Genomic DNA, 25754 nt, shown 5'->3' on the forward strand with positions numbered 1-25754 from the left:
CGGTTTGGAACCGAAAATTTGTATGTATATTGTATTTCGAACGCCATATGTTGCAGCAGGAACCATAATGATTGAAAGGATGAAAAAAACCATTTTAAATCTGCCTAATGTCTTGACTTTTATTCAATTTCCTATAAAATAAATCTATCATTAATATCTTTTACCGGTGTCTCTTATAGAGAAGAATAGGGAATCAGGTGCAAATCCTGGACGGACCCACCGCTGTGAATAGTTGTGATCACTGCAATAGGCCACTGAGAAATTGGGAAGGCGCAGTCATCGGTTAAAACTATGAGTCAGAAGACCTGCCGTTAAAGTTGATTAATTTGAAACGATGGTAAAGTTTCAGTTTTAGGGTAGACCCTTAAAGCTGGAACTTTTTTTATTTGTCCATGGAGGGACTTATGCCGTGAAGCCACGGATGGCTAGGAGCGGCGATTGTCCATGGAGGGACTTATGCCGCGAAGCCACGGATGGCTAGGAGCGGCGATTGTCGGTACTCACAGTAGACAGTGGAGGTTAAATGTCATGGAACCTGCAGTACAGCTAAAAATCAAAGCGTTGACTTTTCCGCCGGCAACGAAGATTGTTCTGAAAGATATTGATCTTACGATCCAGAAAGGAGACTTTGTTGCCATTACCGGTGAAGTCGCCTCAGGCAAATCCATGTTGCTTCATTGCATCACGGGGGCTGCAGTTAAGTTTTTCAACGGGGAAATAAACGGTTCCAGCAGGGTAATGGGACGAGACACCCAAGAGATCCCATTATCGGGGATGTGCGATTATATCGGTTATATGATGCAGGAACCTCAAAATCAAATGATCAGCATCAGTGTGGGGGAAGAGGTCGCTTTCGGTATTGCCAATATGAATCTTTCCTGGGAAGAGATAACCAGGAGAACGCATCATTACCTTGAATTTGTAGGGTTAACGGATTTTCATGATCGTAAGACGGATGAATTGTCCGGCGGGCAAGCCCAACGCGTCGTATTCGCCAGCGTTCTGGCAATGGAAACTCCTATTCTTGTTTTAGATCAACCGACGGCAGAACTTGATAGTCAGGGGAAGAAGGATCTTTATGCGTATCTTGGCTATTTAAACAAGGAAAAAGGTGTCACGGTGATCATGGTAATGGATCGGGCCCGCGATATTCTCCCCTATGCCAATCGTGTTCTGATCGTGGCCGACGGGACAGTCAAGGCGGAATACAAACCGCATGAATACCTGCAGCAGCTGCAAAATAAGGCGGTCTGGAAAACGACAAACCGTTTGGTATCGCAGTTTAAACCTCAAAACAATCTATCGGAAGAAAAGATAATCGAGGTCAAGGACCTATCCTTTACCTATAAAGGAGTCTTTCTTGGCTGTGAAAACATTAATTTAGCCGTCTCCCGCGGGGATTTTATTGGGTTAGTGGGCCTGAATGGGTCAGGCAAAACGACATTGCTCAAGTTGATGGAAGGCTTGCTCATGCCGGATAAAGGGTCAATCGTGATGTTCAACCAGGCTTTGACCAAGAAGAATTTAGCCGCCTTACGCAGTAAAATTGGTTTCTTGTTTCAAAATCCTGATTTTCAGATATTCGCCAACACGGTTAAAGACGAGGTCGGTTTCATTTTAAAAACAAGGAGGCTGCCGCAAAAAGAAATTGAAGCAAAGGTGGACAGGATATTAGCGGTTACCGGTCTGGCTGAGTATGCCGATTGTCATCCGCATCAGCTTAGCCGCAGTCAGCGTCAGAAATTGGCAATTGCCTCGATTATTGTTGGCGACCCGGAGATAATCATCGCAGATGAACCAACATCCAGCTTAGATGAGGAACAAAGCGCCCTGATTATGGAATTGCTCTCCCACTTGCATGAGCAGGGCAAAACGATCATTCTCGTAACCCATGATCTCAGTGCAGTGCAAAAATATACCAATCGAATCATTGTGATGCGGAAGCACCACGTTGTACTGGATGTTCCGAGCAAAGATATGGATTCCTGCAAAGAAGACTTGATGGACTTGGGGCTCGATGTGCACCAGAGTGTTTATTTTCCAGAGGATGGTATTGCCTTATGAGCGTCATCGAAAAAATTGATCCGCGTTTGAAATTCGTCTGGTGCGTTACGCTGATCCTTACCGCGTTAACCGCACGGAATATGCTCATGGCAATCGGAATTATTGCCTTAATTATTCTGACGGATTGCGCTTTCACTCAGAATCTGAAAAAATACAAAATCCTGTTGCCGGTGATCGTGATTGTCGCCTCTCAAATCCTGGTGATTCAGCTCTTGTTCTGCCGGGAAGGACAGCTTGTATGGCAATGGGGAGTTCTTTCGGTTTATTCGGGAGCCTTGCCATATGCCGCTTTAGGGATTTTTCGTACGGCGGCTGTCACTTTGGCGGCTGTTCAGTTTATGACTTGGACGTCGGCTGTAGATGTGACATTGATGCTTATCGCTTGGCGCGTGCCCTATCGCTATGCGATGCTGACTGTCATAGCTGCCCGCTTTTTGCCGCTGATGAAAAAGGAATACCAAGCTATTTCGGAAAGCCAGTCTGTGCGAGGAGTTCCTTCTGAGGGCATCGTGAATAAAATCAAGAACCTTCCGCTAACATTGATGCCGCTGCTGTATCGTGCCATTCAGCATGCTTCAGACATTGCGCTTTCGATGGAATTAAAAGGCTATAGCCGAAACCCACAGCGGACATTTAGGAAACAACTGCATTTAAGAAGTTGGGAAGCCATCAGTATGAGCGTTTTGGGACTATGCGTTGCGGCCTTTATCTTTATCTAGTATCCCCGTATCTCATATCTCGTGTGTATCATCCATACCATAAAAATTTATTTACAATATCAAGGAGGAAAATCATGAAAAACACATTTTTTAGAACAGACACCAAAGCACTCGTAGGATCCGTATTACTGGGTATTGTCTTTGTCATTGCCTGCCAGGCCACCGGATTCCTGGATAACCTTTTGCCTACAGGAAAGGCAGGGATGTATTTAATTAATGGTACGGTCTGGGCATCCTTTACGGCACTCATTGTTCTGCTTTATAAACAGCCGGCCGGTATCATTGCCGGAGAGGTTGAAGCCGTGATTTCCATATGGTACAGTCCGCTCTGGATCGCCTTTATTTTCGCCAATGCAATTGGGTCGCTCGCCGTATCGTTTGTCGCAGCGAGATGTTCGATGGAAAAATGGTGGCATCATATTCTTGCCATGTTTCTCTGCAATGTTCTAGGGAACATCTGTGTTGGCATTGGCTTGGTAATCATATTCGGCGTGCCGGTCAAGGTTGCTGTCGTGGAATCCCTGATCGTAATTGCTGTTTGCTGGCCGTTGTCAACGATCATCACGAAAGTGGTTTATGACAGTATTAAAAAGTCAGGATTGGTTCGATAATTCAGACGATATAAACTAATTCAACAGAATACGAGGTATGCCTATGAGTCAGGACTTAAGAGATTTTCTTCAGCAGCTTGAACAGGCCGGTGAAGTCAAGTATATCCCCGAGGAAGTCAATCGAGAGTATGAAATCAGTACGCTCGTTATGGAATTGGAAAAACAGCACCGCTACCCGGTCATCGTTTTTAATAAAGTCGCAAACAGTACGTTTCCGGTAGTGACCAGTATTTTAAGTACCCGTGAGCGTTTAGCCAAAGGTCTCGGCGTCGAGGCTTCCAAAATATCGGAAACGTATGCCAAACGGATCAAAAACCGAATCGAAGAGGTCAGAGTCATCAATGAACCACCGTTTGCCGCCCATTGTCTCACCGGCGACGCCATCGATCTGTATAAGCTGCCGATCCCGGTACACTTTCCAATCGATGCCGGGCCCTACGTGACCTCCGGTCTGTGTGTCGCCAAAGATCCTGAGAGCGGAGTGGAAACGCTGGGCTTTCATCGCATGCAGTTAAAAAATAAAAATACATTGGGGATTTCACTACATTCCCGTCAAAGACTCTGGGAATATTTCCGAAGAAGCGAAGAAAAAGGGAAGAGTCTGGAAGCCGCCATCGTCATCGGCGTTCATCCCAATATCGCCCTGGGATCTATGGCGCTGGTTCCCTATGATCAGGGGAAATATGGGGCTATTGCCGGGCTTTTCGGCGAACCATTAGAAGTTGCCCCCTGCGCCACCGTCGATTTACAGGTCCCGGCCTATGCGGAAATCGTCCTGGAAGGTGAGATCCTAGCCGATGTACGGGAACAAGAAGGGCCTTTTGCTGAATTTACCAATTACGCCTGTTATCGGAGTACGGAGAATGTCTTTAAAGTAAAAGCCATTCGCTACCGTCAAAACGCCGTTTATCATGATCTGACACCCGGGATGAGCAGCGAACATATTAGCGTTGTCGCCATTCAACGCGAAGGCGATGTCTTAAACGCCCTGCATCAAACGTTGCCCAATATTAAAGCGGTTCATGCCCCATTTTCAGCGTGCGGACTCTTTCATTGCTATATTTCGATGAAAAAAATTGCTGAAGGGCAGCCTCAACAGGCTATTTTTGCAGCCTTTGCCGTCGATCACAATATCAAAATGGTCGTTGTGGTGGATGACGATGTGGATGTTTTTAACGAAGAGGAAGTGCTATGGGCACTGGCGACACGGCTGCAAGCGGACAAAGGCGTTTCGATTCTGCCTCAGCATTTGGGAATGGGCGTAACCCTTGACCCCTCAACCGATGAATTAAGCCGTACTTCCAAAATGGGGATTGATGCGACAAAGCCTCTCAGTGGCTTCGCCCCCAAAATCGAAATGGATGATGACGTCATCAAAGCGGTACAGCGGCTCTTACCCTATACACAATAAGAGTTAAATCAATAAAGCAAGGGATGACACTATGATCAAGATTGCCATCGATACGGGAGGTACCTTCACCGACTATACGGCCGCCGGCACGTTGCAATCGAGCCAATACAAAACGATTGTTGTAAAGAATCCAACCCACCATGAAAATCCTGCTCAAGGGATCATTGCTGGGCTGGGAAAAATGGCGGCAGCCTGGCACACCAATTTAAGAACACTGCTTGCTGAAACAGACCAGATCATTCACGGCACCACGCTGGCGTTAAACGCCCTGTTAGAAAAAAAAGGTGCTGTCACCGCGCTTTTTACCACGGAGGGGTTCCGGGACGCGCTGGAAATACGCCGTTCCCAATTGGAAAATCAATGGGATCTGAGGGCAGATATGCCGGAGGTATTGGTTCCACGCAGACTGCGCCTGGGCATCACCCAACGGATGGACTATCAGGGGAAGATCATCAGGGAATTGGATGAAAGCGCGGTAAGGAAAGCCTGTGCCAAATGCAGGACGTACGGGGTGCAAAGCATTGCGGTCTGCTATCTGTTTTCATTTCTCAATCCGGAACATGAAAAAAGAACAGCTGAAATTATTAAAGAAGAACTTCCCGCTGTTTTTGTCACTCTTTCCTCGGAAGTGGCGCCAAAAGTCAGAGAATATGAAAGAACATCCACCACGGTACTCAATGCTTATCTGACACCGGTTCTTGCCGATTATCTAAAGGTTGTCAAGCAAGAACTCGCTGTCTATGGCTGGCAAAAACCGATTCATGTTATGATGAACAGCGGTGGTTTAAGTGATACGGATGTCCTGTCCGGCTATGCTGTCAAAACGCTGCTTTCCGGACCCGCCGGCGGTGCTTGCGGCAGCCTTGCTCTTGGTAAAATAATGAACAATCCTTATACGGTCTTAGCCGATATGGGAGGTACCAGTTTTGATGTTTTTGTCGCCGGTGATGATCACCGGCTTCTTCCCCAATCGGAAATTGCAGGCTACCCCTTAACGATTCCAACTGTCGACATTACGTCGATCGGAGCCGGCGGGGGCAGTATTGCCCGTGTCGATGAAAGCGGAAGAATTCTGGTGGGACCGGATTCTGCCGGTTCAGTGCCTGGACCGGCGTGTTATGGTTTAGGCGGAACCGAACCCACTGTCACCGATGCACTGGTTGCTTTAGGGTTGATCAATGCAGAGACCTTCTTAGGGGGCAGCCTTCGTTTGGACAAACGCCTCGCCGAAGAGGCGATTCGCGTTAATGTGGCAGAACCGTTAAATGTAACGACTATCGAAGGAGCGACTATTATTTACCGCATTGCCGCCGAAATGATGGCGGATGCCGTGCGTCTGGTTACGGTGCAAAAAGGCCACGATCCCAGAAAATATGCCTTAATCGGTGCCGGAGGCGCTTTTCCTCTATTTGCGGCGAATATGATGACTGCTCTCCATATGAAAGAAGTATTGCTTCCGTTTACAGGACCTGTCTTTTGTGCCTGGGGCATGTTAGGAGGAGCCCGTCGGAGCGATTTCACTCAGAGTTTTTTTATGGAAAAAGAACAATGGGATCCTGCCAAAATTAATGCAGTGATAACATGGATGCAAGAAGAAGGTCAACGCGAGCTTGGACGTTTAGGTGTACCGGAGAGCGAGCAGGAATTCAGTCTCACTCTGGAAATGCGCTACATCGGGCAGCACCATGAAATTTCTGTACCCTGGCAGGGCGCTTTTAGCCCGGACAGCCAAGACGTTTTAGAAGAAGCTTTCCATCAAACGCATCTTAATAAATATGAATATGCCGAAAAAGACAAGGACTGGGAAATTATCAATATCCACCTAGCCTGCTCTGAAAGAAATAGGGAGAATAATACTTTCCCCTTTACCCAGAGTAATATTCCCATAGCCAAGGCACGGGTAGCAGGGGAGCCGTTCGGACTGGCAGGGGAAATTTCAGTTCCCCTAAGCCATGCCGGTAATTTAACCGGTGAATTCGTCAGCGACGGGATAAGGCGTATTACCGGCCCGGCCTTGATAGACTTTGGCTATACTACGGTTTTGATTCCTGTGGGGTACGAGGGTAAAGTAACCTATCCCGGAGTTTTAACGTTAACAAAAGGATGATTGAAAAACTATTGATGATAAACCGAAGATGAGAACTCAAATATAGAAAGCGACGTTAAAGCGTCAAAAAAGAAGGTATGGATAAATGGCAATAACAACGACCGACGATATTGTTAACCGTACGGTCATAGCGAATCGTCTTGACAGTATTACCAAAGAAATGGGACTGGCGCTGGAGCATTCCGCTCATTCTCCCATTTTTGCCGAAGCCTGCGATTTTGCCTGTTGTATCTGTGATCGGGACGGTGAGTTAGTTTCCCAGTTAAGCGGCATCCCCATTTTAGCAACGGCAGGGTCCTTCAGCGTCAAATCGGTTTTAAAAAAATATCAGGGAAATATCACCAACGGGGATGTTTTTATCATTAATGACCCCTATGACGGCGGTAATCACCTTCCGGATATTGGCATCATTACGCCCGTCTTTTTTAAAGATAATCTGATGTTCTTCTGCGTCAGCCGTGCCCATCACGGGGATGTCGGCGGGTCAACAGCCGGCAGCTATAACCCCAAAGCAACGGAGATATTTCAGGAAGGGATACGAATCCCCCCCACCAAGCTAATGCGTCATAACGAAATTATTAATGACGTTTTAGACTTGATTCTGATCAATACGCGAAATCCGAACATGCTCAAAAGTGATCTTCTGGCTCAGATCGGTGCCAATAAAGTCGCTGTCAAACGGATTTATGAAATGGTCGAAGCTTATACACCAGCCATTGTGAACAAAGCGATTGCTGAAACGTTAGAACAGACCGAAATACTCACCCGAAAAAGGATCAGAGAAATTCCAGACGGCATCTATCGTGCCATAGAGTACATTGATGATGATGGGTTTCAGGAGGAACCGGTTAAAATTGAGATTGCCGTTAGGATAAAGGGAGACCGCCTGTTGGTTGATTTTGAAGGAACGGACAGCCAAGTTAAAGGGTTTATCAATACCTCCGTTGTCACCGCCACCACCGCCGCAGGCATTGCTGTGCTCTGGTTTTTAGGTCCGGATATCCCAAGAAATGGCGGCGCCTTTCGGTGTATCGACGTCCATTTGCCCAAAGGGTCTTTAGTTAATCCGTATGAACCGGCCCCCATGACCTTATGTACCTTAACCCCGGCCAGTGAGATTATCGGCACTATTTTTAAGGCTTTGGATCAGGCTGTTCCCGGTAAGGTTCCGGCAGGATACGGCCGCTATACCGGTCCCTCCTTCTACGGTACGGACCCAAGAAATAACCGCTATTATGTCGGATTTTCCTTTTGCTCCACAGGGAGCGGCGGTGCCATGGATGGCAGGGACGGAAAACCCTATATGTCAGCGATGTCTAATTTTGGCGGCGTTAAAACGCCAAATATCGAGTCGAACGAAATGCAATATCCCCACGTGACGCTTTATCACGAGATGGAAACGAATACAGCCGGTGCCGGTGAATACCGGGGCGGCGCGGGGATGCGCTATGCCTTTGAGTTATACGATGAGGGTAGCCATATCGTCAATTTCGGAGATGGGATGAAATTTGCACCCTATGGGTTAAACGGCGGGCATAAGGGAAGTTTAAATAAAGGTATTTTTGTCCATAGGGGAAATAAGAAAACAATGGCCAGTAAAGAAGCGCCGCGTCGTGTTGCCAAAGGGGATCACGTCATTTTGAACTCCAGTGGCGGCGGCGGATGGGGAAATCCGCTCAACCGACCTGCTGAAATGGTTTATCAGGATGTTTTGGATGAAATCATCACGGTAAAAACAGCCAGGGACAGTTATGGTGTTATCATCACGGCAGCAGGCATTGATGATGAAAAAACAGAGGAACTCCGGAACAAACTCAGAAATGGATAAAATCAAATCTAAGATCTTTTTTCATCGTATTGGATAGAAAGTTGCCATACAAAAAAGGAACCTAAGGATGCTGTATAAATATCGCGTAAGTAAGGACGGATATCATGAAAATACTTATATCTTTGACCGGTGCCACCGGGTTGATCTACGGTGTGCGGCTTATGGAAGTTCTGAACAAAACGGAGCATCATGTATCTCTGATTATGAGTCGGTGGGCGAAAGAAACACTCCTGATCGAGACTGACGTTACTGTCGACTATGTTCACGCCTTAGCCGATCAGGTCTATGATAATGACGACTTAGCTGCCGCAGTTTCCAGCGGTTCCTACGGAATCGATGCCACAATAATTGCGCCTTGCAGCATGAAAACATTAGCGGCCATCGCTAACGGCTACAGCGAGAAACTCATCGTACGCACAGCGGATGTGGCTTTAAAAGAGCGTCGTCCCCTGGTGCTTATGCCGCGCGAAACGCCGTTATCTCTGATCCATCTGCGCAATATGACAACTGTTACGGAGGCAGGCGGTATATTGCTCCCGCCTATGCCGGCTTTCTATCACCGCCCTGAAACTATTGATGATATCGTCAATCAAAGCATCGGCAAGGTGCTGGATTTTTTAAAGATCCCTCATAATCTCTTCGAAAGATGGCGAAGTGACCAATGAAAATCATCAGCGGCGAAGGAAAATTAGAAATCATCTATGATATAAAACTTATAGGCAAAGACATCCTGATTACTGTTACCGGAGGGGAAGAGCATATCGGCAGCGTAGCAGTTGGTAACTGCGGAACGGTGACACCCTATACGGTAGAAGGGCATCGCGACGATGCCCTGGCGGTACCCCTGGCTCAGGAAGTATCCCAAATGTTTCGCTGTATTTGCGTGGTCTCCGCAGGATTCCATCGGGATAATCTGAGCAAAGAAGAAATTAGTGTGGTGTTGGAAAATCATCGATCCGGTATCGCCAAGGTCATGAATTATTTACAGGAATTTTTTATTAATGATAAATAATGAATGATCAATTCAATAAGAGTTGTTTGATGAAGGCTATAAGAAGTACGAATTATTGGATGAAAGATGGTCGGGAGTATGGATGTGCTACAAAAAGGTGGTCATGGCATTAATAGAATTGATTTTCAGAATAACGATTATGATTTCCTGATACAAATCATCGCGGAACAGGATGCGGCAGACATTCTTGAAAAAGCGATGGCCTGTGATCTTTTTACGGCAATTGAAGAAGGAAAGTCCTTGGCTGATCTCGCCAGTTTACTCGTTTTAGATGAGAAAGGAACCCTTCTTTTCCTTGATGTTCTGGATAAGTTAGGCATGGTTATCAGCAAAGAAGGCTATGTCTGCAATGCTCCTGTCAGTACAAAATACCTGACAAAAGCAAGCCCTTTCGATAGTCTGAACGCAGTAAAAAACGGCGAGATCAGCAGCATGTTTATTGCCGAAAAGCTCCTGCCGATGCTGGCGAATATCAGGGGAAATGTCTATCTTGAAAATATTTCAAAACAAGTGCTTCCTTCTGAACAAACGTTTCCATCTGTAATTCAAGACGTGATTATGAAAAACGATCCGGAGATTTCTTGTAATCATCAATTGCCTTATGACCTGGTGATCACAGGCGCAAATTTCGCTACACAAACGGAAACGCTGGCGCCAAACGGTATCATAGGGGTTATGGGTACTTTTGTTGATGCGTATTCTCTGCACACCGCGCTTCGGTTATATCACAGCTATGTCAATAAAACGGATGCAGATCTGCTTTCGTTGAAGGATGTAACCGCGTATTTTGAAAATAAACAGCTGCAGCATACACCATTATTCCATCTCACCAGGGATATTTCGGTGATATTTGCCTCTAAAAATGCAGATAGTCTAAACAGAATTTCGGTTACAGCAGAAACGCAGCTTCGTGCGAAATTAAGCCGACTGCCAATTCAATCTGTGACCACGATCAACCCGAATGATGTGGTTACAGCCCATTGGGTTAAAGATCATTGCCGTTACGGATGTTCCAGTTATGGAGAAAAATGCTGTCCCCCGAACAGCCCAACGTATGAGGAAACGAGAATAAAATTTGAGGGTTATACCCGCGCTTTTTTAATTGAAGGACAACCCCCAACCAGGGATTTTCAGCATATCATGCTGAAAGCTGAAAAAATCGCTTTCAAAGAAGGCTTCTATAAAGCGTTTGCTTTTTGGGCAGGCCCCTGCCATATTTGTGATCGTTGTGAACCGCCCGCTCCTCCCAAAAAGTGTACGGCAACACGCCCTTCTATGGAAAGCGCCGGTATTGATGTTTTCGCTACCGTAGCCAAATATGGTTTCCACCTGCGGACGTTAAAAGATAAGCGTGAATTTGCCAAATACTTTGGTTTATTGCTTTTAGAATAATTTCAGCCTGAAGGATAACATCTTTCAGGCTATTTTTCGGCAAAATATAACATTTTCTCCGAAGGTATTTCTCTTGAAGGTGTGTAATACTACATAAACATGTGAACAGGAAGGTATCTACCGCCTGGAATTCCGAATTGATACGGCGGAGTTGGAACCTAACAGTGTGATTACAACCATCCGTATCGATTGACAGAGGCAGATACATGAGAATAATTGTTTATTATATCAAAGATATGCTTCCGGTTATGGTGATGGCCCTGCCCATAGTCTTCATTGTCCGTGTTATTGCGGTTAAAGTCAGAAAGAAGCAAAGAGGCAGTCACAATTGGTACCATGAAATTGGCTTAGGGATCTTTGTGTTGTTTTTGACTGGACTTGCTTCACAGACGATTGTACCCGTCTGGGGTATCTCTTTAGAGGGACCCGAAATGCCTGGAATTGCAGATAGATTGAGTAGCATCAATCTGATTCCGTTTCAGGCATTAATCATAATCGCACGTATTATAAGTAACGGCGGTATTCCAGAAAGGGAGATCGTTCAACTTTTTGGCAATATCGGCATGTTCATTGTGCCGGGATTTATGCTCCCGCTCTTATGGCGCTCATTCCAAAACATGAGTAAGACCGTTCTGGTCTGTGCTTTGATTTCTTTCACCATTGAGTTCACCCAGCTTTTCACCGGAAGATCGACTGATATTGACGATCTTCTGCTCAATACATTGGGAGGCATACTGGGATTTCTGATATTTGCCGCTGTGAAGAGAAGTGCACTGGCCAAGATTTCAGAGCGATTCCACAGTATCCCTAGGGAAAGTATCATGACCAAAGATAAAGGTGAAGTATAGTTTTGATAAAGATGATAATCGAGAAAGGAAGAATGAGATGAACACGTTTCAAAAAATAGCTTTCCTCGCGTGTCGGATCATCAGCGTATTTCTTCTCGCTAAATGGCTCGGGGCTTTTAGTAATTCAGTGATAACTCTTTTCGCAATGCCAAGTGAGGGGCCACACTTGACATATTATGTTGTGGCGTCGGCCATCCCGTTGATAATCGGAGTATTGATCTGGATTTTTGCCGATAAGCTTGCAGGTTGGATGACCGGATCCACTAAACAGGAGGAATTCCCTTTAACCTTTGATCTCGACACCGCGCAAATAATTGTTTTGACCACAGCAGGTCTGATTATGCTGGCAAACGCAATTCCTTCTCTGATATCAGCAGCTACTGCCTATAAAATAATAATGCAAGGTTTGCCAGCCAGTAGTTGGCAGATCGTAAGCGGGCTTGTTGATGCTGCTGTTCGGATTATCATGGGTGTATGCCTGACTTTTGGCAGTCATGGGATATGGAACATCATTAAAAAGCTCAGGACGTTCGGGACCTAACGCTAGCAGTTCATGGCTTTTAGTCGGCCAATGATTATTTTAATATATTTTTAAAATTATTTAAAATTTTTATTGTCAAAGCACGCGTGTCCGTTTATAATAAGTGACAATATCAATAGCTTTCTAAAGCGAAGATTGAGATTAGTAGTCATGAAACGGAAAGATACAGAGAGTCGCTGGTTGGTGCGATAGCGGCAGGGAAGTTTATGATGAATGGCCTCATGAGTGCGATCCGAAATGAGAGTAGGCATCGCCGGGAATCCTACCCGTTATCATCAGGACGTGTATGATAGTACATGATGGAGCGGGTATAGTAATATACCAATTTGGGTGGTACCGCAGGAGTTTAGCCTCTTGTCCCTTTATAGGGATAAGGGGTTTTTTATTATATGGATAAACATGGAGGGTGTACAAGATGAACACGACAAAACAAACCTATGTTGTACAGAACGGATTATTGATTCATTCCATGACGGAAGAGATAGAAAAAACTTACCGCGAGACAATTATGGAAGAGCTGAATGAGGTGCCAGGAGCGTATTTTTGCAGCAGCTTTGAGTATCCGGGAAGATATACACGCTGGGATATCGGATTTACCAATCCTCCTCTGGAGATCCGGACCTTCGGTCGGAGAATCGAAATTACAGCTTTCAACGATAAAGGATTAATCCTGATTGCATATATTAATGACATTTTAAACCAGGCAGACTATTTGGAAAGCATTGTCCTTTCGGAAAATAAAATTATTGGCAAGGTTGCTCCGAGTGAGGAATTTTTCCCCGAAGAACAAAGGAGCAGGCAAAAATCTGTTTTTTCCATGGTACGCAGCCTGATAACGGCCTTCTATTCGGATCAGGAACGCTTTCTTGGCTTATATGGGAGTTTTGGCTATGATCTTATTTTTCAATTCGAAAGTATCGACCAAAAAAGACCCAGAGATGATTCCCAGGCAGACATGGTTTTGTTTATCCCCGATAAAATTTTTGTCATTGATCATCAGAAGGATGAATCATTTATTATCCATTTTGATTTTGAATACCAGAACAGCAGCAGTTTTGACCATGCCGGAAAAAACTTTTCCTCAGCCAGCAAAATAACCAACGAACCGAAGATTATTCAGACACAAGAAATACCAAACTATACCGAAGGACATTATGCCAAGAAAGTAAATATTGCCAAAGAATATTTTAAGCGGGGAGATCTTTTTGAAGTCGTGCCCTCCCATACCTTTTATAGAAAAACCAAGAAGCTTCCTTCAGATATTTTTACGCGTTTACGAAAACTTAATCCCAGTCCATACGGATTCTTCATCAACCTTGGGAGTGAATATTTAATCGGTGCTTCTCCGGAAATGTTTGTCAGAGTAGAGGGGCGAAGAGTGGAAACCTGCCCGATATCCGGGACGATTAAAAGAGGGAAAAATGCCATCGAAGATGCCGAAAGAATTCGTGAGCTACTAAATTCCTATAAAGACGAATCTGAACTTACCATGTGTACAGATGTAGATCGCAACGATAAATCCCGCATCTGCGTCCCGGGTACGGTAAGCGTCCTCGGACGGCGCCAGATTGAAATGTATTCGCATTTGATTCATACCGTCGATCATGTCGAAGGAATCCTGACGGATGAATATGACGCGCTTGATGCTTTTATGACCCACATGTGGGCGGTGACCGTCACCGGAGCTCCTAAAAAAGCTGCCGTACAGTGGATTGAAGATCATGAAGAATCCAATCGGTTATGGTATGGCGGAGCGGTAGGAATTCTTGGTTTTGACGGAAGTATGAATACAGGATTGACACTGAGGACGATCCGCTTAAAAGAGGGCGTTGCGGGGGTCAGGGTTGGGGCAACATTATTGTATGACTCTATTCCTGAAGAGGAAGAAAAGGAGACTTTTGTCAAAGCTGCGGCACTATTAAAGGTGCTGGAGGAAGAAGACAATGAAATGAGAAAAGAATGCATTTCGACCTCGTCAATATCTTTACCACCATCCGGGCAGAATATCTCTCCAACTGATGTGCTGCTGGTCGACCATGAAGACTCCTTCGTGCATACACTTGCCAGTTATTTCAGAAAAGCAGGCTGTAAAGTCGTTACGATGCGACACAATCTTGCCAGGGAAGCTCTAAAAAATGACCATTTTGACTTGGTTGTCCTCTCGCCCGGACCAGGCAAACCGTCAGATTTCAGACTCAGCGAAACGATTGCGCTGTGTATGGCCAAAAATATTCCTATTTTTGGTGTGTGCCTTGGTCTGCAAGGGATTGTAGAATATTTTGACGGGACACTTGGAACTTTGGATTATCCGATGCACGGCAAACAGTCAACGCTGAAAATATCTCAGGACTCAGCAATCTTTAAAGATCTTTCCAATCTGAAAGTCGGACGGTATCACTCACTTTTTGCGGAAGAAGTACCGTCTGAACTTGAGGTTACAGCATGGACAGAAGACGGAGTTGTCATGGCGGTTGAAAGTAAGGACAAATCCATCCTGGCTGTCCAATTTCACCCTGAGTCCATCATGTCGATGGAAGAGGATAAAGGATTCCGGATGATAACCAATGTACTGGAGAAAACAGGAGGTGTTCACTGTGAATAAGGTAAAGGTTTTGGACTGTACGCTCAGAGACGGAGGGCTTACTAACGAGTTTCGTTTTCCGGAAAGATATATCAAAGACCATATCCGTATGTTGTCCCAGGCTAAGGTGGATTACCTGGAGCTGGGGTACAAAGCGGATCCGCAAATCTATGACAAAGCAGCTTACGGGCAATTGAAATTTTGCGATGACGATCTGATCCGGGAATTAATCAAAGACATCACAACCCTGCCAAAACTGGCCTTTATGGTGGACGTCGGAAGATTTGATCCAAAGCGGATTCTCGACGCGTCGGAGTCGCCGTTTCAAATGTGCCGTGTGGCCTGTTATTTGGAGGAATTGGCGCAGGCCATTGAAGATGTTCGTTTCTTTCAGGCCAAAGGGTATGAAATCACCCTCAATATCATGGCTATTTCCAAAGAACAGATTTCCGATGTAGTTCAAGGTTTACGGAAAATTCGGGAAGAGATCCCCTTTGTAGCTGTCTATGTCGTTGATAGTTTTGGCGCACTATATCCGGATGAAATCAAAAATCTGGTTGCACTGTATAAAGAAGGATTATACGGAATGCCTGTAGGGATTCATGTTCATAACAATATGCAGCTGGCCTTTTCCAATACGATTACGGCAATTGACAGTGGAGCAGAATTTCTTGATGCCAGTGTGAACGGTATGGGCAGAGGTGCCGGCAATTGTCCGCTTGAGTGCCTTCTGCCGTATGTCGATAAAAATAAATACGATTTAAAACCCATTCTCTCTCTCATCAAAGATCATTTTACCAATGATGATGAAAGGGGTTGGGGGTATTGTCCAAAACAGCTGTTAACCGGGATTTTTAATCAACATCCTGTTAAAAGCATCCAGGGGGCAGGAGAAGATCTGATCCAAATTTATGATAATTTTCAGAGCGGGGTGGAAGCATGAAACAACAAATCAATTACCTCGGACAAAACGGTTATTTTGGTGCATACGGCGGGAGATTTGTCCCGGAAATCCTCATCCCGGCCGTAGACGAACTGAATCAGGCTTTTCAGGAAATTCTGCAGGACGGGGAGTTTTTTAAGCAGTACTACGATCTCTTGATGGATTTTTCCGGCAGACCAACACCGCTGACCTATGCAGCCGGTCTAAGTGAGTATTTTGGTAAGGCTAAGATTTTTATCAAGCGGGAGGATCTGAATCATTCCGGTGCGCACAAAGTGAATAATGTGCTGGGACAGGGCTTGTTGATGAAAAAACTTGGCAAGACCAGAGTGATCGCAGAGACGGGTGCGGGACAGCATGGGGTAGCTACGGCCATTATGGCAGCGAAAATGGGTTTTAAGGCCACGATTTATATGGGGGCGGAAGATGCCGAGCGTCAGTATGCCAATGTCTTTTGGATGAAACAGCTTGGGGCAGAAGTGGTACCGGTAACTTCAGGGACGGCAACACTCAAGGATGCCATCAACGAAGCCTTAAGAGATTGGGCAGGGAATTTTGACAATACGCACTATGCCTTGGGAACTGCCTGTGGACCCAGGCCTTTTCCCGAGATGGTCACTTATTTCCAATCTGTGATTAGTAAGGAAATGAAAAAACAGCTGAAAGAACTCTGCGGGAAATACCCGGACCGGATTTATTCCTGCCTGGGTGGTGGTTCCAACGCGATGGGCGCTTTCGTCGAATTTCTGCAGGAACCAGAAGTGGAACTCATCGCGGTGGAAGCGGGCGGAAAAGGAGAGGCTTCGGGGAAGCATGCGTCGAGAATTGCTTACGATAAAGCCAAAGCAGGCGTTTCTCAGGGATATAAAACGCTGTTTCTGCAGGATGAAGATGGGCAGATGCTGGACACGTGGAGCATATCTGCCGGACTTGACTATGTCGGCGTGTCGCCGATTCTGGCTCACCTCGCGGACACCGGCAGAGTGCGGGTGGAAGCAGCAACCGATGCAGAAGTCATTGATGCCTTTCAATTGATCATCAGCAAGGAAGGGCTGATCCCCGCCCTTGAATCAACCCATGCTTTCGCAGGTCTCTTCAGGGAAATCGCTGATACCAAACCGGACGATATTGTCGTGGTCAATATGTCCGGAAGGGGAGACAAAGATATCTTTAATATTGGCGAAGCTCTGCAGGACGAGGGCTGGAAGACATTTGTCAAGGAAAGGGGGAAGAGATATGCAGATTGAAAAAATGTTGGAGGATGCAAAAAAAACAAAGAAAATATTGCTGATGACCCATCAGATTATTGGTTATCCGGATTTTGAGACCAATGAGAAAGCCATTGAATGCTTTTGTCAAAATGGGGTCGATCTGATTGAACTGCAGATTCCATTTTCCGATCCGATTGCGGATGGACCGGTGTTTACCAAATCTAACCAGACAGTCCTGGAAAAAGGCATCAAGGTAAACGAATGTTTGCATTTTGTAGAAAAAATGACCCGGAAATATCCGATCCCTTTCTTGATTATGACCTACTATAACATTGTGTATCAATACGGCGTTGAGAAATTTATTGACCGTTGTAAAGAGATCGGGGTACAGGGAACGATTGTTCCGGATGCTCCTTTGGATGAGGCCAGATCCTACTACGATTATTCCCGGGAACAGGGCCTGGCTGCAGTGAGTATAGCGACGCCTTATTCGGATGAGGAGCGACTGCAGGTAATTGCTGCGGTGGGGAGCGGCTTTATCTATTACGTTCCAAGAAAAGGGGTTACCGGCAGCAAAACAAGTTTTGCTTCTGAAGTTCTGGGTGGGATCAGGAAGGCGAAAGAGGTCACTGGGAAAATGATTGCCGTCGGTTTCGGGATTCAGGGAGCGGATGATGTTGCCAATCTCGTTGGCGCTGCCGATATCGCCATTATCGGGAGTAAAATTCAGCAGGTAATTGAAGCTGAAGGGTTAAACGGATTAGACCGGTTTTTACTAAGTATTGCGCGTGTGAACGGGGGGAGTCAATAATGGGTATTGAAAAAGCGTTAAAAATACTTTCTGAAAAGGGGAATTTAAGCGACCAACTGGCGTATGAATCGATGAATGAGATGATGAGTGGTGAGGCCAGTGAGGTCTCCATGGCAGCATTTTTAACAGCACTGCGTATAAAGGGTGAAACCATTGATGAGATTTATGGGACGAGTAAAGTCATGCGGGAGAAAGCACTCAAAGTTCAATGTGTCTCAGACAACCTAGTAGATACATGCGGAACGGGTGGTGATGGGGCCCACACCTTTAACATCTCGACGACTGCCATGTTTGTGGCAGCTTGTAACGGAATTAAAATTGCCAAGCACGGTAACAGGAGTATTACCAGCAAAAGCGGGGCTGCGGATGTGCTGGAGGCATTGGGCGCAGAGATCACGAGTTCCCCGGAGGAAATCCGAGAATGTATTGATCAGGTGGGGATCGGATTTATGTTTGCACCACATTTTCATGCTTCCATGAAATATGCGATGCCTGTAAGGAAAGCGCTCGGTTTTAAAACCATTTTTAATATCTTGGGGCCTTTATCGAACCCGGCAGGCGCAAAACGGCAGCTGCTCGGAGTTTATGACAGAAACCTGGTACGTGTTGTGGCCGAAGTGCTCAAAAAGCACGAGGCCGTGCATGCGCTTGTTGTTCATGGAAGTGACGGTTTGGACGAAATCACACTGACAGGGCCAACCTATGCGGCTGAACTGAAGGACGGAATGGTAACAGAATATATCATTCATCCGGAAGACTACGGTTTTGCACTTTGCACTTCTCAGGACCTCGCCGGGGGTACGCCTCAGGAGAATGCCCAAATTACACTGTATATTCTCTCCGGAGTACAGAGCCCAAAGGCAGATACCGTTATTCTCAATGCCGGAGCCGCAATCTATATCGGAGGCAAGGCCAACAGTCTGCAGCAGGGAATTGAAATGGCCCGCATGACGTTAGCAGAACAAAGCGCTTTACCAATGCTGCAGAAATTTATCGCCAAGACTAGGAAAAACATTTAAGCTTTGGGCTGGTCTGTGTGTCACAATACTGCTTTTCGCCATGGCCGTTGAAACAGCCGCGCTGCGCTATCCATGCTCCGCTTACCGCAGTACTTGTGACCTACAGACTGATTTGTAGCTCTGGGCCGGTAAGGCTATGAATAAGTTTCACTTATCTTTCCTGTGAACAAATGAGATTTTAGTATAAAGGGGTAAAACGATGATCCTGGATACGATCGTAGAGGCCAAACGCAAACGTCTCGCTGAACAAAAAAAGAATCTTTCCTTTGCGGAGCTTAAAGAAAAAATCATCAACAAAAACCAGGACACTGCCAATGAGGTCCTGAAACCAGATCGGACTACTGGGCGGTTTGCAGACTCGCTTGTAAACCATTCAGGGATCAAGAAGATTTCCGTCATCGCGGAGGTAAAGAAGGCTTCTCCTTCGAAAGGCATCATTTCGTCCAAATTTGATTATCTGGGAATCGCTGCGAACTACGAACAACTCGGAGCAAGCGCAATTTCTGTACTGACTGAGGAAGATTATTTCCTTGGTAGTCCCGAGTATCTCAGAGAAATCAGGCAAGAAGTCAAAATCCCACTCCTACGTAAAGATTTTATCATCGACCCCTACCAAATCTATGAAGCCAAGCTTTTGGGTGCAGATGCGATACTGTTGATCGTACGGCTTCTCGAAGACCTCCAGCTCAAGGAATTCCTCAAGATTGCTGAAGAGATTGGACTGGACTCACTCGTAGAGGTTCACGATGAAGCGGAAGCTGAGCAGGCACTGAAAGCAGGTACAAAGATCATCGGAGTGAACAACCGGGATCTGCAGACTTTTGCAGTTGATCTGGAGCATAGCCGCAGAATCGGTGCCATGATTCCAGCAAGCGTAATCAAGGTCTCAGAAAGCGGAATTCATTCGGTCGAAGATATCCGAATGGTCCACAGCTGGGGGTTTGATGCTGTTTTGGTCGGAGAGGCCTTGATGAAAGCAGACAATTTAACACAAAAATTTGCAGAGTTTCAGCAGGTTTGATACAGAAATGGAGACCATCGTGGAAAAATATAACGTAGAATATACACCAAAAATTAAAATTTGCGGAATTCGTTCCCTGGAAGATATCGCGATCCTTAACGAATTTCAGCCAGATTTTGCTGGCTTTGTCCTGGCCCCAAGCAAAAGAAAAGTTACGATCAATGAACTGAAGATTCTGATCGCTTCCTTAGACAAAAAAATCCTCCCGGTGGGCGTTTTTGTGAACCAGGATCCTGAATATGTCGTGCAGGCTGTGGAAGCAGGCCTGCAAGTCCTGCAGATTCATGGGGATGAAACCCGGGCATATATGCAAAAACTGCGTGAACTTATGGAATCAAAGTACAGCCCTCGTAAGATCATGATCTGGAAAGCTATCCGGGTTGGTTCGGAAAATGCTGGTCCAGTAACCAGGAATGAATTCCAGGATTGTGTGGATGGCTTCATTGTTGATAAGTATGATCCTTTGACCTATGGGGGCACTGGAGAAACATTTGACTGGAATTTAGTAAAAAGTCCTGAAAAAGATTTATGTGGAAATTTATTGAAGCGCTCTTTTGGTGAAATCCCAATGATCCTGGCTGGAGGGTTAACGGAAAACAATGTTCAGCTGGCTATGTCAACCCTTCATCCTTACTGCCTGGACGTCAGCAGCAGCGTTGAGACTGAAGGCAGAAAAGACCGAGATAAAATACAAAGATTTATCGATTGTATCCGCTCATATTCCCCCCGAAATAGCCCATGGCATTAAATCTATAGGAACTGATGAAGCGCTCATTATAAATATTCCAAATTATGCTTACAATTACCAGGCCCCCGATGATTACCGTATCCCGCCATATACAGAAGATATACCCTATGATTGGGGAAGAAAAGATGGCTAGTTTTTTCTAGCAAAATACACAACTGCGCTAGCCACTTGTCGGAGCTAACGCCACCTTGCAAGTGGTTAGAGATTGTTGTGTATGAACATAAATAATAAACATAGAAAAAGAAGGATATAACAAATTATTGCCGAAAAATTGGCAGGTAAATATATTTGGGAATCATGTTCTTTGGCATTGATTGTGTTTTCATTTGTCGTTCTTTGAAGGATAAATCTTGTAGGTTTGTTACAGTTGGTGTGGTTTAAAGCCCAGATGGAACAGGAGAAAAGGGAACAGCATTAAATTCTTTCTCTTTCCTCAAAATGCGTATGCAGGAGTCTGTGGGCCGTATTACCAAAAGGCTCACCCAGGTATTCCTGATATAGTTTCAGAATTTCTGAATTCTCATGGGATTTTCGGATTTTCTTATTGCGGTCTTCCTGATAGATCGCTTCCTGTCGTTTACGGACAATGTCGAAGTTACCATGGTGATACGGTTGCCCCCCACCGGCGACACACCCACCCGGGCAAGCCATGATTTCAATGGCATCGTATTTATCTTTGCCATCGCGGATTTCTTCCAGTAAGGTACGCGCATTTCCCAAACCGCTGGCAATACCGATGCGCAGATTTTTATCGCCGATTTGAACTGTGGCTTTACGTAAACCGGTATCCCCCCGCAGTTGAAGAAGTTCAACTTCCTGCAGTTCCATGCCAGTCATCCATTCGTATGCTGTGCGGAGCGCCGCTTCGATTACGCCTCCGCTGGTACCAAATATGACGGAAGCCCCGGTCGTTTCGCCTAATGGTTTGTCGTACTCAGTTAATGGCAGGTTTGCGAAGTCCAGTCCAGCCTCTTTGATCATACGCCCAAGCTCCCTGGTCGTTATAACGATGTCCACGTTGTTGTGCACATCTTTGGTTAGTTCAGGGCGCTTTGCTTCCGCTTTTTTGGCGATGCAGGGCATGACAGAGACAACCACGATATTATCCGGATCAAGACTGTTTTTCTCTGCGTAATATGTTTTAACGATAGTACCAAACATGATATGCGGTGATTTACAGGTCGATGGCACTTCCAGCAGTTCGGGAAATTGATGCTCGATATATTTGACCCAAGCAGGACAGCAGCTGGTCAGCATCGGCAGTGTTTTATTGTTTTGCAGTCTGTCGATAAGCTCTGTTGCTTCCTCCATGATCGTGAGATCAGCACCGAAATTGGTATCAAAGACTGCATTAAAACCCATCCGCCTTAACGCGGTAACCAACTGACCGGTGACAATGGTACCCGGCTCCATATCAAATAGTTCGCCGAGTGCGACACGGATTGCAGGGGCAGTTTGAACAATAACATGTTTATCCGGGTCGTTTAAGGCTTCCCATATCTTGTCTGTATGATACATTTCCGTAAGTGCTGCCGTTGGACAGACTTGCACACACTGACCGCAATACGTACAAGATGACTCAACCATCGGAATATTAAAGGCCGGACCGACAAAGACATCAAACCCGCGGCCAATACCGGATAGGATCCCGCAGGTCTGAACCTTATTACACATCGTCTCACAACGGCGGCAGAAAATGCACTTATTGGCATCTTTGACAATAGCGTCGCTGGATAAGTCCCGGGGGTAATTCATCCGTTCGCCTTCCCAGCGGATATGACGGATGCCCAATTCAGCAGCCAGAGCCTGAAGTTCACATTCGCGGTTCTTAGGACAGGTAAAACATTCGTTGGGGTGATTGGATAATAAGAGTTCAACAGCCATCCGTCTGGCTGTAATAGCGTTAAGCGTATGGGTCATTACTTCCATATTAGCGGAAACGGGAGTCACACATGCTGGGACAAGCTTATTCCGGTTGGTATGAGAGTCTATTAATTCCACCATACATACGCGGCAGGATGCCGTCTGATTCACCATTTTGATATCATGCAAGTCAAGATGACATAATGTCGGTATCCGTACCCCTACCTTATGGGCGGCTTCTAAGATGGTGATGCCTTCGGGGACGCGTAAATATAGGTCATTCATTTTAAACTCAATCATGCGGGCATCGGGATGCCGATGTTGTTTTCCGGACATGGTTATCCTCCTGCAAAGGTTTGTTTCGGTTCTCTGATCAGTTCCGAGGTTTTATTTTGGCTTATTCATCGCTTTATATCGGCCTTCTCCCCGAGGATGGTCGATGTCCTTAATCAAGGCCAGATATTCATCCCAAAAATATTTCATGGTACTAATCACAGGGTTGGGCGCAGTCTGTCCTAGACCACAGAGCGAACTGCTCTTTACCATATAGGCTAACTGTTTGACGGCATCCAAATCGGCCATAGTTCCTTTGCGTCGCGTAATTAAATCGAGTTTTTCAAATAACCTTTTGGTGCCAATCCGACAAGGTGTACAGCGCCCACAGGACTCATCCATGGAAAATTCAAGGTAAAATTTAGCGATATTCACCATGTTATCCGTTTCATCCATAACGATCATACCCCCGGACCCCATCATCGATCCGATAGCGATCAGGTTATCGTAATCCAAAGGGATATCCAGATGCTCTTCCGTGATCACACCGCCGGAGGGACCGCCTGTTTGCACTGCCTTAAACTGACGGCCGCCCTGAATGCCGCCGCCAATATCAAAAATAATTTCCCTTAATGTTGTTCCCATGGGGACTTCTGCAAGTCCGACATTATTTACTTTTCCGGCAAGGGCAAAAACCTTTGTTCCTTTGCTCTTTTCAGTACCGATTGATGCAAACCAATCCGATCCGCGAGTAATGATCACCGGAATATTAGCGAAAGTCTCAACATTATTGACACAGGTCGGGTATCCCCAGTATCCCTCTTCCGCGGGGTAAGGCGGTTTATAATTCGGCTCACCGCGTTTACCTTCACAGGAATTAATCAAGGCGGTCTCTTCACCGCAGACAAAAGCCCCCGCGCCGTATTTTAGCTGGATATCAAAAGAAAAAGCGGTGCCAAATAGTTTTGTCCCCAGTAAACCTAATTCCCGGGCTTGTTTAATCGCTGTCTCCAGTCTGGCGATAGCCAGCGGATATTCGGCACGGATATAGATGAACCCTTTTGACGCTCCAATAGCATAAGCACCGATAGCCATCGCTTCCAGGACTGTATGCGGATCTCCCTCTAAAATGCTGCGATCCATAAAGGCGCCTGGATCCCCTTCATCTGCATTACAGATGATATATTTTTGTGGATTTTCCTGCTTTTTAGTTATCTCCCACTTGAGTCCGGTAGGGAAACCGCCGCCACCGCGGCCGCGAAGGCCGGATTTCTTGATTTCTTGGATGACCTTATCTTGTGTCATATGTGACAGAACTTGCCCTAAAGCCTGATAGCCCCCGACAGCAATATAATCTTTGATATTTTCAGGATCGATGAGTCCGCAATGGCGTAAGGCAATACGTAATTGACGGGGACTGGACAGTGATTCGGGCATAGCGGTTCATCCTTTCAGATACTTAAATTCATGCAAAACAGAATACGCGATTAAATAACGAAACATGATTTTTCAAATGCTATCGAAATCCATCGGAATAGCCAGACAATCGTTAGGTTCTCCGCTTTTTAGATGATCAATGATGGCAACGATTTTATCCTTCGTGATATGACCGTAGAGAACAGACTTTCGCCCGGCAATATCAACCTGAACAGTGGGTTCGGCATGACAACAGCCGATACAACCGACAGGGATCAGCCGAACATGGTTCATACCTTTTCCTTCAATTTCTTCTTTTAAAGCACGATAGGTTTCCCGCGCTCCGGCTGAAATCCCGCAGGTCCCCATCCCAACACGGATCTCGCACGGGCTGCCCGGCGAAGTGTTTGTATTATCGTTACTGGGCTTGTTAAGGTGACCTAGATAGTCATCCCGAAGTTTTTTCAGATCCAGAAGAGAACCGATTGTCATATAAGGATCTCCTTTTCCAGCTGATCTTTTTGGCGATAGGTTTCAAGAATGCTCTCTATATCCTCTGCTTTGACCCTCCCGAACACGTTGTCATCGATCATCATCACCGGAGCCATTCCGCAAGTACCTATGCACCGGACATCCTTCAAACCGAAAAGGCCGTCCTTGGTAATTTCATTCGTTTGGATTCCCAGCTTTTCTTTGAGCAGGGTCAATATTTTGTCCGCCCCTTTCACAAAACACGCCGTTCCCATACACACGCTGATGGTATGTTTTCCTTTGGGCTCGGTAGTGAAATAGGAATAAAAACTAACGACACCAAATACTTCGGCAGCGGGAATTCCAAGTTTCCTGGCGACAAAGAGCTGAACATCACGCGGCAAGTATCCAAAAATGTGCTGTGCATGATGCAGGATTTCAATTAATGCACCGCGGGTTGTTGGTAAACTTTCAATATACGCTTCCAGTGCGTCAAATTTTTCGGTTGTTAAATCGGCAGACACCGCAGCTGGAGCTGCATCCGCCATGCTGGCGATGTCAGGATGTGTTGTCATCTTATAAGATATCCTTTCGTCAGAGATAATGGTTTGCTTTAATGAATGCCTATAAGCATCGATTTCATCAAACATTTACTTCAAATTAGGTCTGCGTGCCACAGTTCCAGCGACAAGCGGAGCATGGATTGCGTAGCGCAACGGTCCATGGATGGACCTAAGTTAAAATTCGCCAAGGAGGGCAAAAGAATTTTAACTTCCTTAATGCAAATTCATGGAGGGCGCTATCTGCCGAAAGCGGAATGCGGCACACAGACCAACCCGATAATTAAGCTTTACGTATTTTTTT

The 25754-nt window shown here is 45.8% G+C and carries 22 protein-coding genes, 1 riboswitch and 1 other annotated feature; of the genes, 18 read left to right on the top strand and 4 right to left on the bottom strand.

The annotated features are described in order from the left end of the window. The first annotated feature begins 147 nt into the window (after positions 1–147). Positions 148–327, top strand: a riboswitch (cobalamin riboswitch). Positions 328–528: 201 nt separating this feature from the next. The 18 genes from LPY66_RS08585 to LPY66_RS08670 all read left to right on the top strand — a co-directional run bounded on the left by LPY66_RS08585 (position 529) and on the right by LPY66_RS08670 (position 20867). After that, a complete protein-coding gene (locus LPY66_RS08585; RefSeq protein ID WP_337987660.1) occupies positions 529–2064 on the top strand; it encodes an ABC transporter ATP-binding protein in 1536 nt (511 codons plus the stop codon). Further along, positions 2061–2783, top strand: a complete 723-nt coding sequence (locus LPY66_RS08590) for an energy-coupling factor transporter transmembrane component T family protein (RefSeq protein WP_337987661.1) — start codon at positions 2061–2063, stop codon at positions 2781–2783. The genes LPY66_RS08585 and LPY66_RS08590 overlap by 4 nt, the downstream gene beginning before the upstream one ends. 74 nt (positions 2784–2857) lie before the next feature. Continuing rightward, complete coding sequence (locus LPY66_RS08595; RefSeq protein ID WP_337987662.1) at positions 2858–3394, top strand: hypothetical protein; 537 nt, start codon at positions 2858–2860, stop codon at positions 3392–3394. Positions 3395–3437: 43 nt separating this feature from the next. After that, positions 3438–4805: a UbiD family decarboxylase gene (locus tag LPY66_RS08600; RefSeq protein WP_337987663.1), complete on the top strand. Its 1368-nt coding sequence runs from the start codon at positions 3438–3440 to the stop codon at positions 4803–4805. Between the two features lie 31 nt (positions 4806–4836). Further along, on the top strand, positions 4837–6912 hold the full coding sequence (locus LPY66_RS08605) for a hydantoinase/oxoprolinase family protein (RefSeq protein WP_337987664.1): 2076 nt from the start codon (positions 4837–4839) through the stop codon (positions 6910–6912). Between the two features lie 85 nt (positions 6913–6997). After that, positions 6998–8740, top strand: coding sequence for a hydantoinase B/oxoprolinase family protein (locus LPY66_RS08610; RefSeq protein WP_337987665.1), 1743 nt, complete (start codon positions 6998–7000; stop codon positions 8738–8740). 104 nt (positions 8741–8844) lie between these two features. Next, complete coding sequence (locus tag LPY66_RS08615; protein ID WP_337987666.1) at positions 8845–9405, top strand: UbiX family flavin prenyltransferase; 561 nt, start codon at positions 8845–8847, stop codon at positions 9403–9405. Next, entirely contained in the window at positions 9402–9752 is a 351-nt protein-coding gene (gene lpdD / locus LPY66_RS08620) for a prenylated flavin chaperone LpdD (protein ID WP_337987667.1), read from the top strand. The genes LPY66_RS08615 and lpdD overlap by 4 nt, the downstream gene beginning before the upstream one ends. An 84-nt stretch (positions 9753–9836) precedes the next feature. Next, positions 9837–11144 (top strand): DUF2284 domain-containing protein, encoded by a 1308-nt coding sequence (locus LPY66_RS08625; protein ID WP_337987668.1) that lies wholly within the window; start codon positions 9837–9839, stop codon positions 11142–11144. A gap of 206 nt (positions 11145–11350) precedes the next feature. Next, positions 11351–11992: a VanZ family protein gene (locus LPY66_RS08630; RefSeq protein WP_337987669.1), complete on the top strand. Its 642-nt coding sequence runs from the start codon at positions 11351–11353 to the stop codon at positions 11990–11992. Positions 11993–12029: 37 nt separating this feature from the next. Then, positions 12030–12533, top strand: coding sequence for a hypothetical protein (locus tag LPY66_RS08635; protein WP_337987670.1), 504 nt, complete (start codon positions 12030–12032; stop codon positions 12531–12533). Between the two features lie 122 nt (positions 12534–12655). Then, positions 12656–12898, top strand: a binding site (T-box leader). A 50-nt stretch (positions 12899–12948) separates the two neighbouring features. Then, positions 12949–15135: an anthranilate synthase component I gene (locus LPY66_RS08640; RefSeq protein WP_337987671.1), complete on the top strand. Its 2187-nt coding sequence runs from the start codon at positions 12949–12951 to the stop codon at positions 15133–15135. After that, positions 15128–16057, top strand: coding sequence for an aldolase catalytic domain-containing protein (locus LPY66_RS08645; RefSeq protein WP_337987672.1), 930 nt, complete (start codon positions 15128–15130; stop codon positions 16055–16057). The genes LPY66_RS08640 and LPY66_RS08645 overlap by 8 nt, the downstream gene beginning before the upstream one ends. Then, complete coding sequence (gene trpB / locus LPY66_RS08650; protein WP_337987673.1) at positions 16054–17304, top strand: tryptophan synthase subunit beta; 1251 nt, start codon at positions 16054–16056, stop codon at positions 17302–17304. Before LPY66_RS08645 ends, trpB begins: the two co-directional genes overlap by 4 nt. Further along, on the top strand, positions 17294–18079 hold the full coding sequence (trpA, locus tag LPY66_RS08655; protein ID WP_337987674.1) for a tryptophan synthase subunit alpha: 786 nt from the start codon (positions 17294–17296) through the stop codon (positions 18077–18079). Before trpB ends, trpA begins: the two co-directional genes overlap by 11 nt. Further along, positions 18079–19098: an anthranilate phosphoribosyltransferase gene (gene trpD, locus LPY66_RS08660; protein ID WP_337987675.1), complete on the top strand. Its 1020-nt coding sequence runs from the start codon at positions 18079–18081 to the stop codon at positions 19096–19098. Before trpA ends, trpD begins: the two co-directional genes overlap by 1 nt. A gap of 199 nt (positions 19099–19297) precedes the next feature. Next, positions 19298–20119: an indole-3-glycerol phosphate synthase TrpC gene (gene trpC / locus LPY66_RS08665; protein ID WP_337987676.1), complete on the top strand. Its 822-nt coding sequence runs from the start codon at positions 19298–19300 to the stop codon at positions 20117–20119. A 19-nt stretch (positions 20120–20138) separates the two neighbouring features. Next, on the top strand, positions 20139–20867 hold the full coding sequence (locus LPY66_RS08670; RefSeq protein WP_337987677.1) for a phosphoribosylanthranilate isomerase: 729 nt from the start codon (positions 20139–20141) through the stop codon (positions 20865–20867). 414 nt (positions 20868–21281) lie between these two features. On the opposite strand, the gene LPY66_RS08675 is transcribed toward LPY66_RS08670, so the two are convergent. The 4 genes from LPY66_RS08675 to nuoE form a co-directional block, all read right to left on the bottom strand. After that, a complete protein-coding gene (locus LPY66_RS08675; protein ID WP_337987678.1) occupies positions 21282–23066 on the bottom strand; it encodes an NADH-dependent [FeFe] hydrogenase, group A6 in 1785 nt (594 codons plus the stop codon). Between the two features lie 51 nt (positions 23067–23117). Next, complete coding sequence (locus LPY66_RS08680) at positions 23118–24440, bottom strand: complex I 51 kDa subunit family protein (RefSeq protein WP_337987679.1); 1323 nt, start codon at positions 24438–24440, stop codon at positions 23118–23120. A 72-nt stretch (positions 24441–24512) separates the two neighbouring features. After that, the gene (locus LPY66_RS08685; protein WP_337987680.1) at positions 24513–24911 is read right to left on the bottom strand and encodes a (2Fe-2S) ferredoxin domain-containing protein; all 399 of its coding nucleotides are present in this window, start codon (positions 24909–24911) and stop codon (positions 24513–24515) included. Continuing rightward, the gene (nuoE, locus tag LPY66_RS08690; RefSeq protein WP_337988051.1) at positions 24908–25438 is read right to left on the bottom strand and encodes an NADH-quinone oxidoreductase subunit NuoE; all 531 of its coding nucleotides are present in this window, start codon (positions 25436–25438) and stop codon (positions 24908–24910) included. The genes LPY66_RS08685 and nuoE overlap by 4 nt, the downstream gene beginning before the upstream one ends. Positions 25439–25754: the final 316 nt, after the last annotated feature.

It is taken from the genome of Dehalobacter sp. DCM (assembly GCF_024972775.1).
Lineage (GTDB): Bacteria > Bacillota > Desulfitobacteriia > Desulfitobacteriales > Syntrophobotulaceae > Dehalobacter.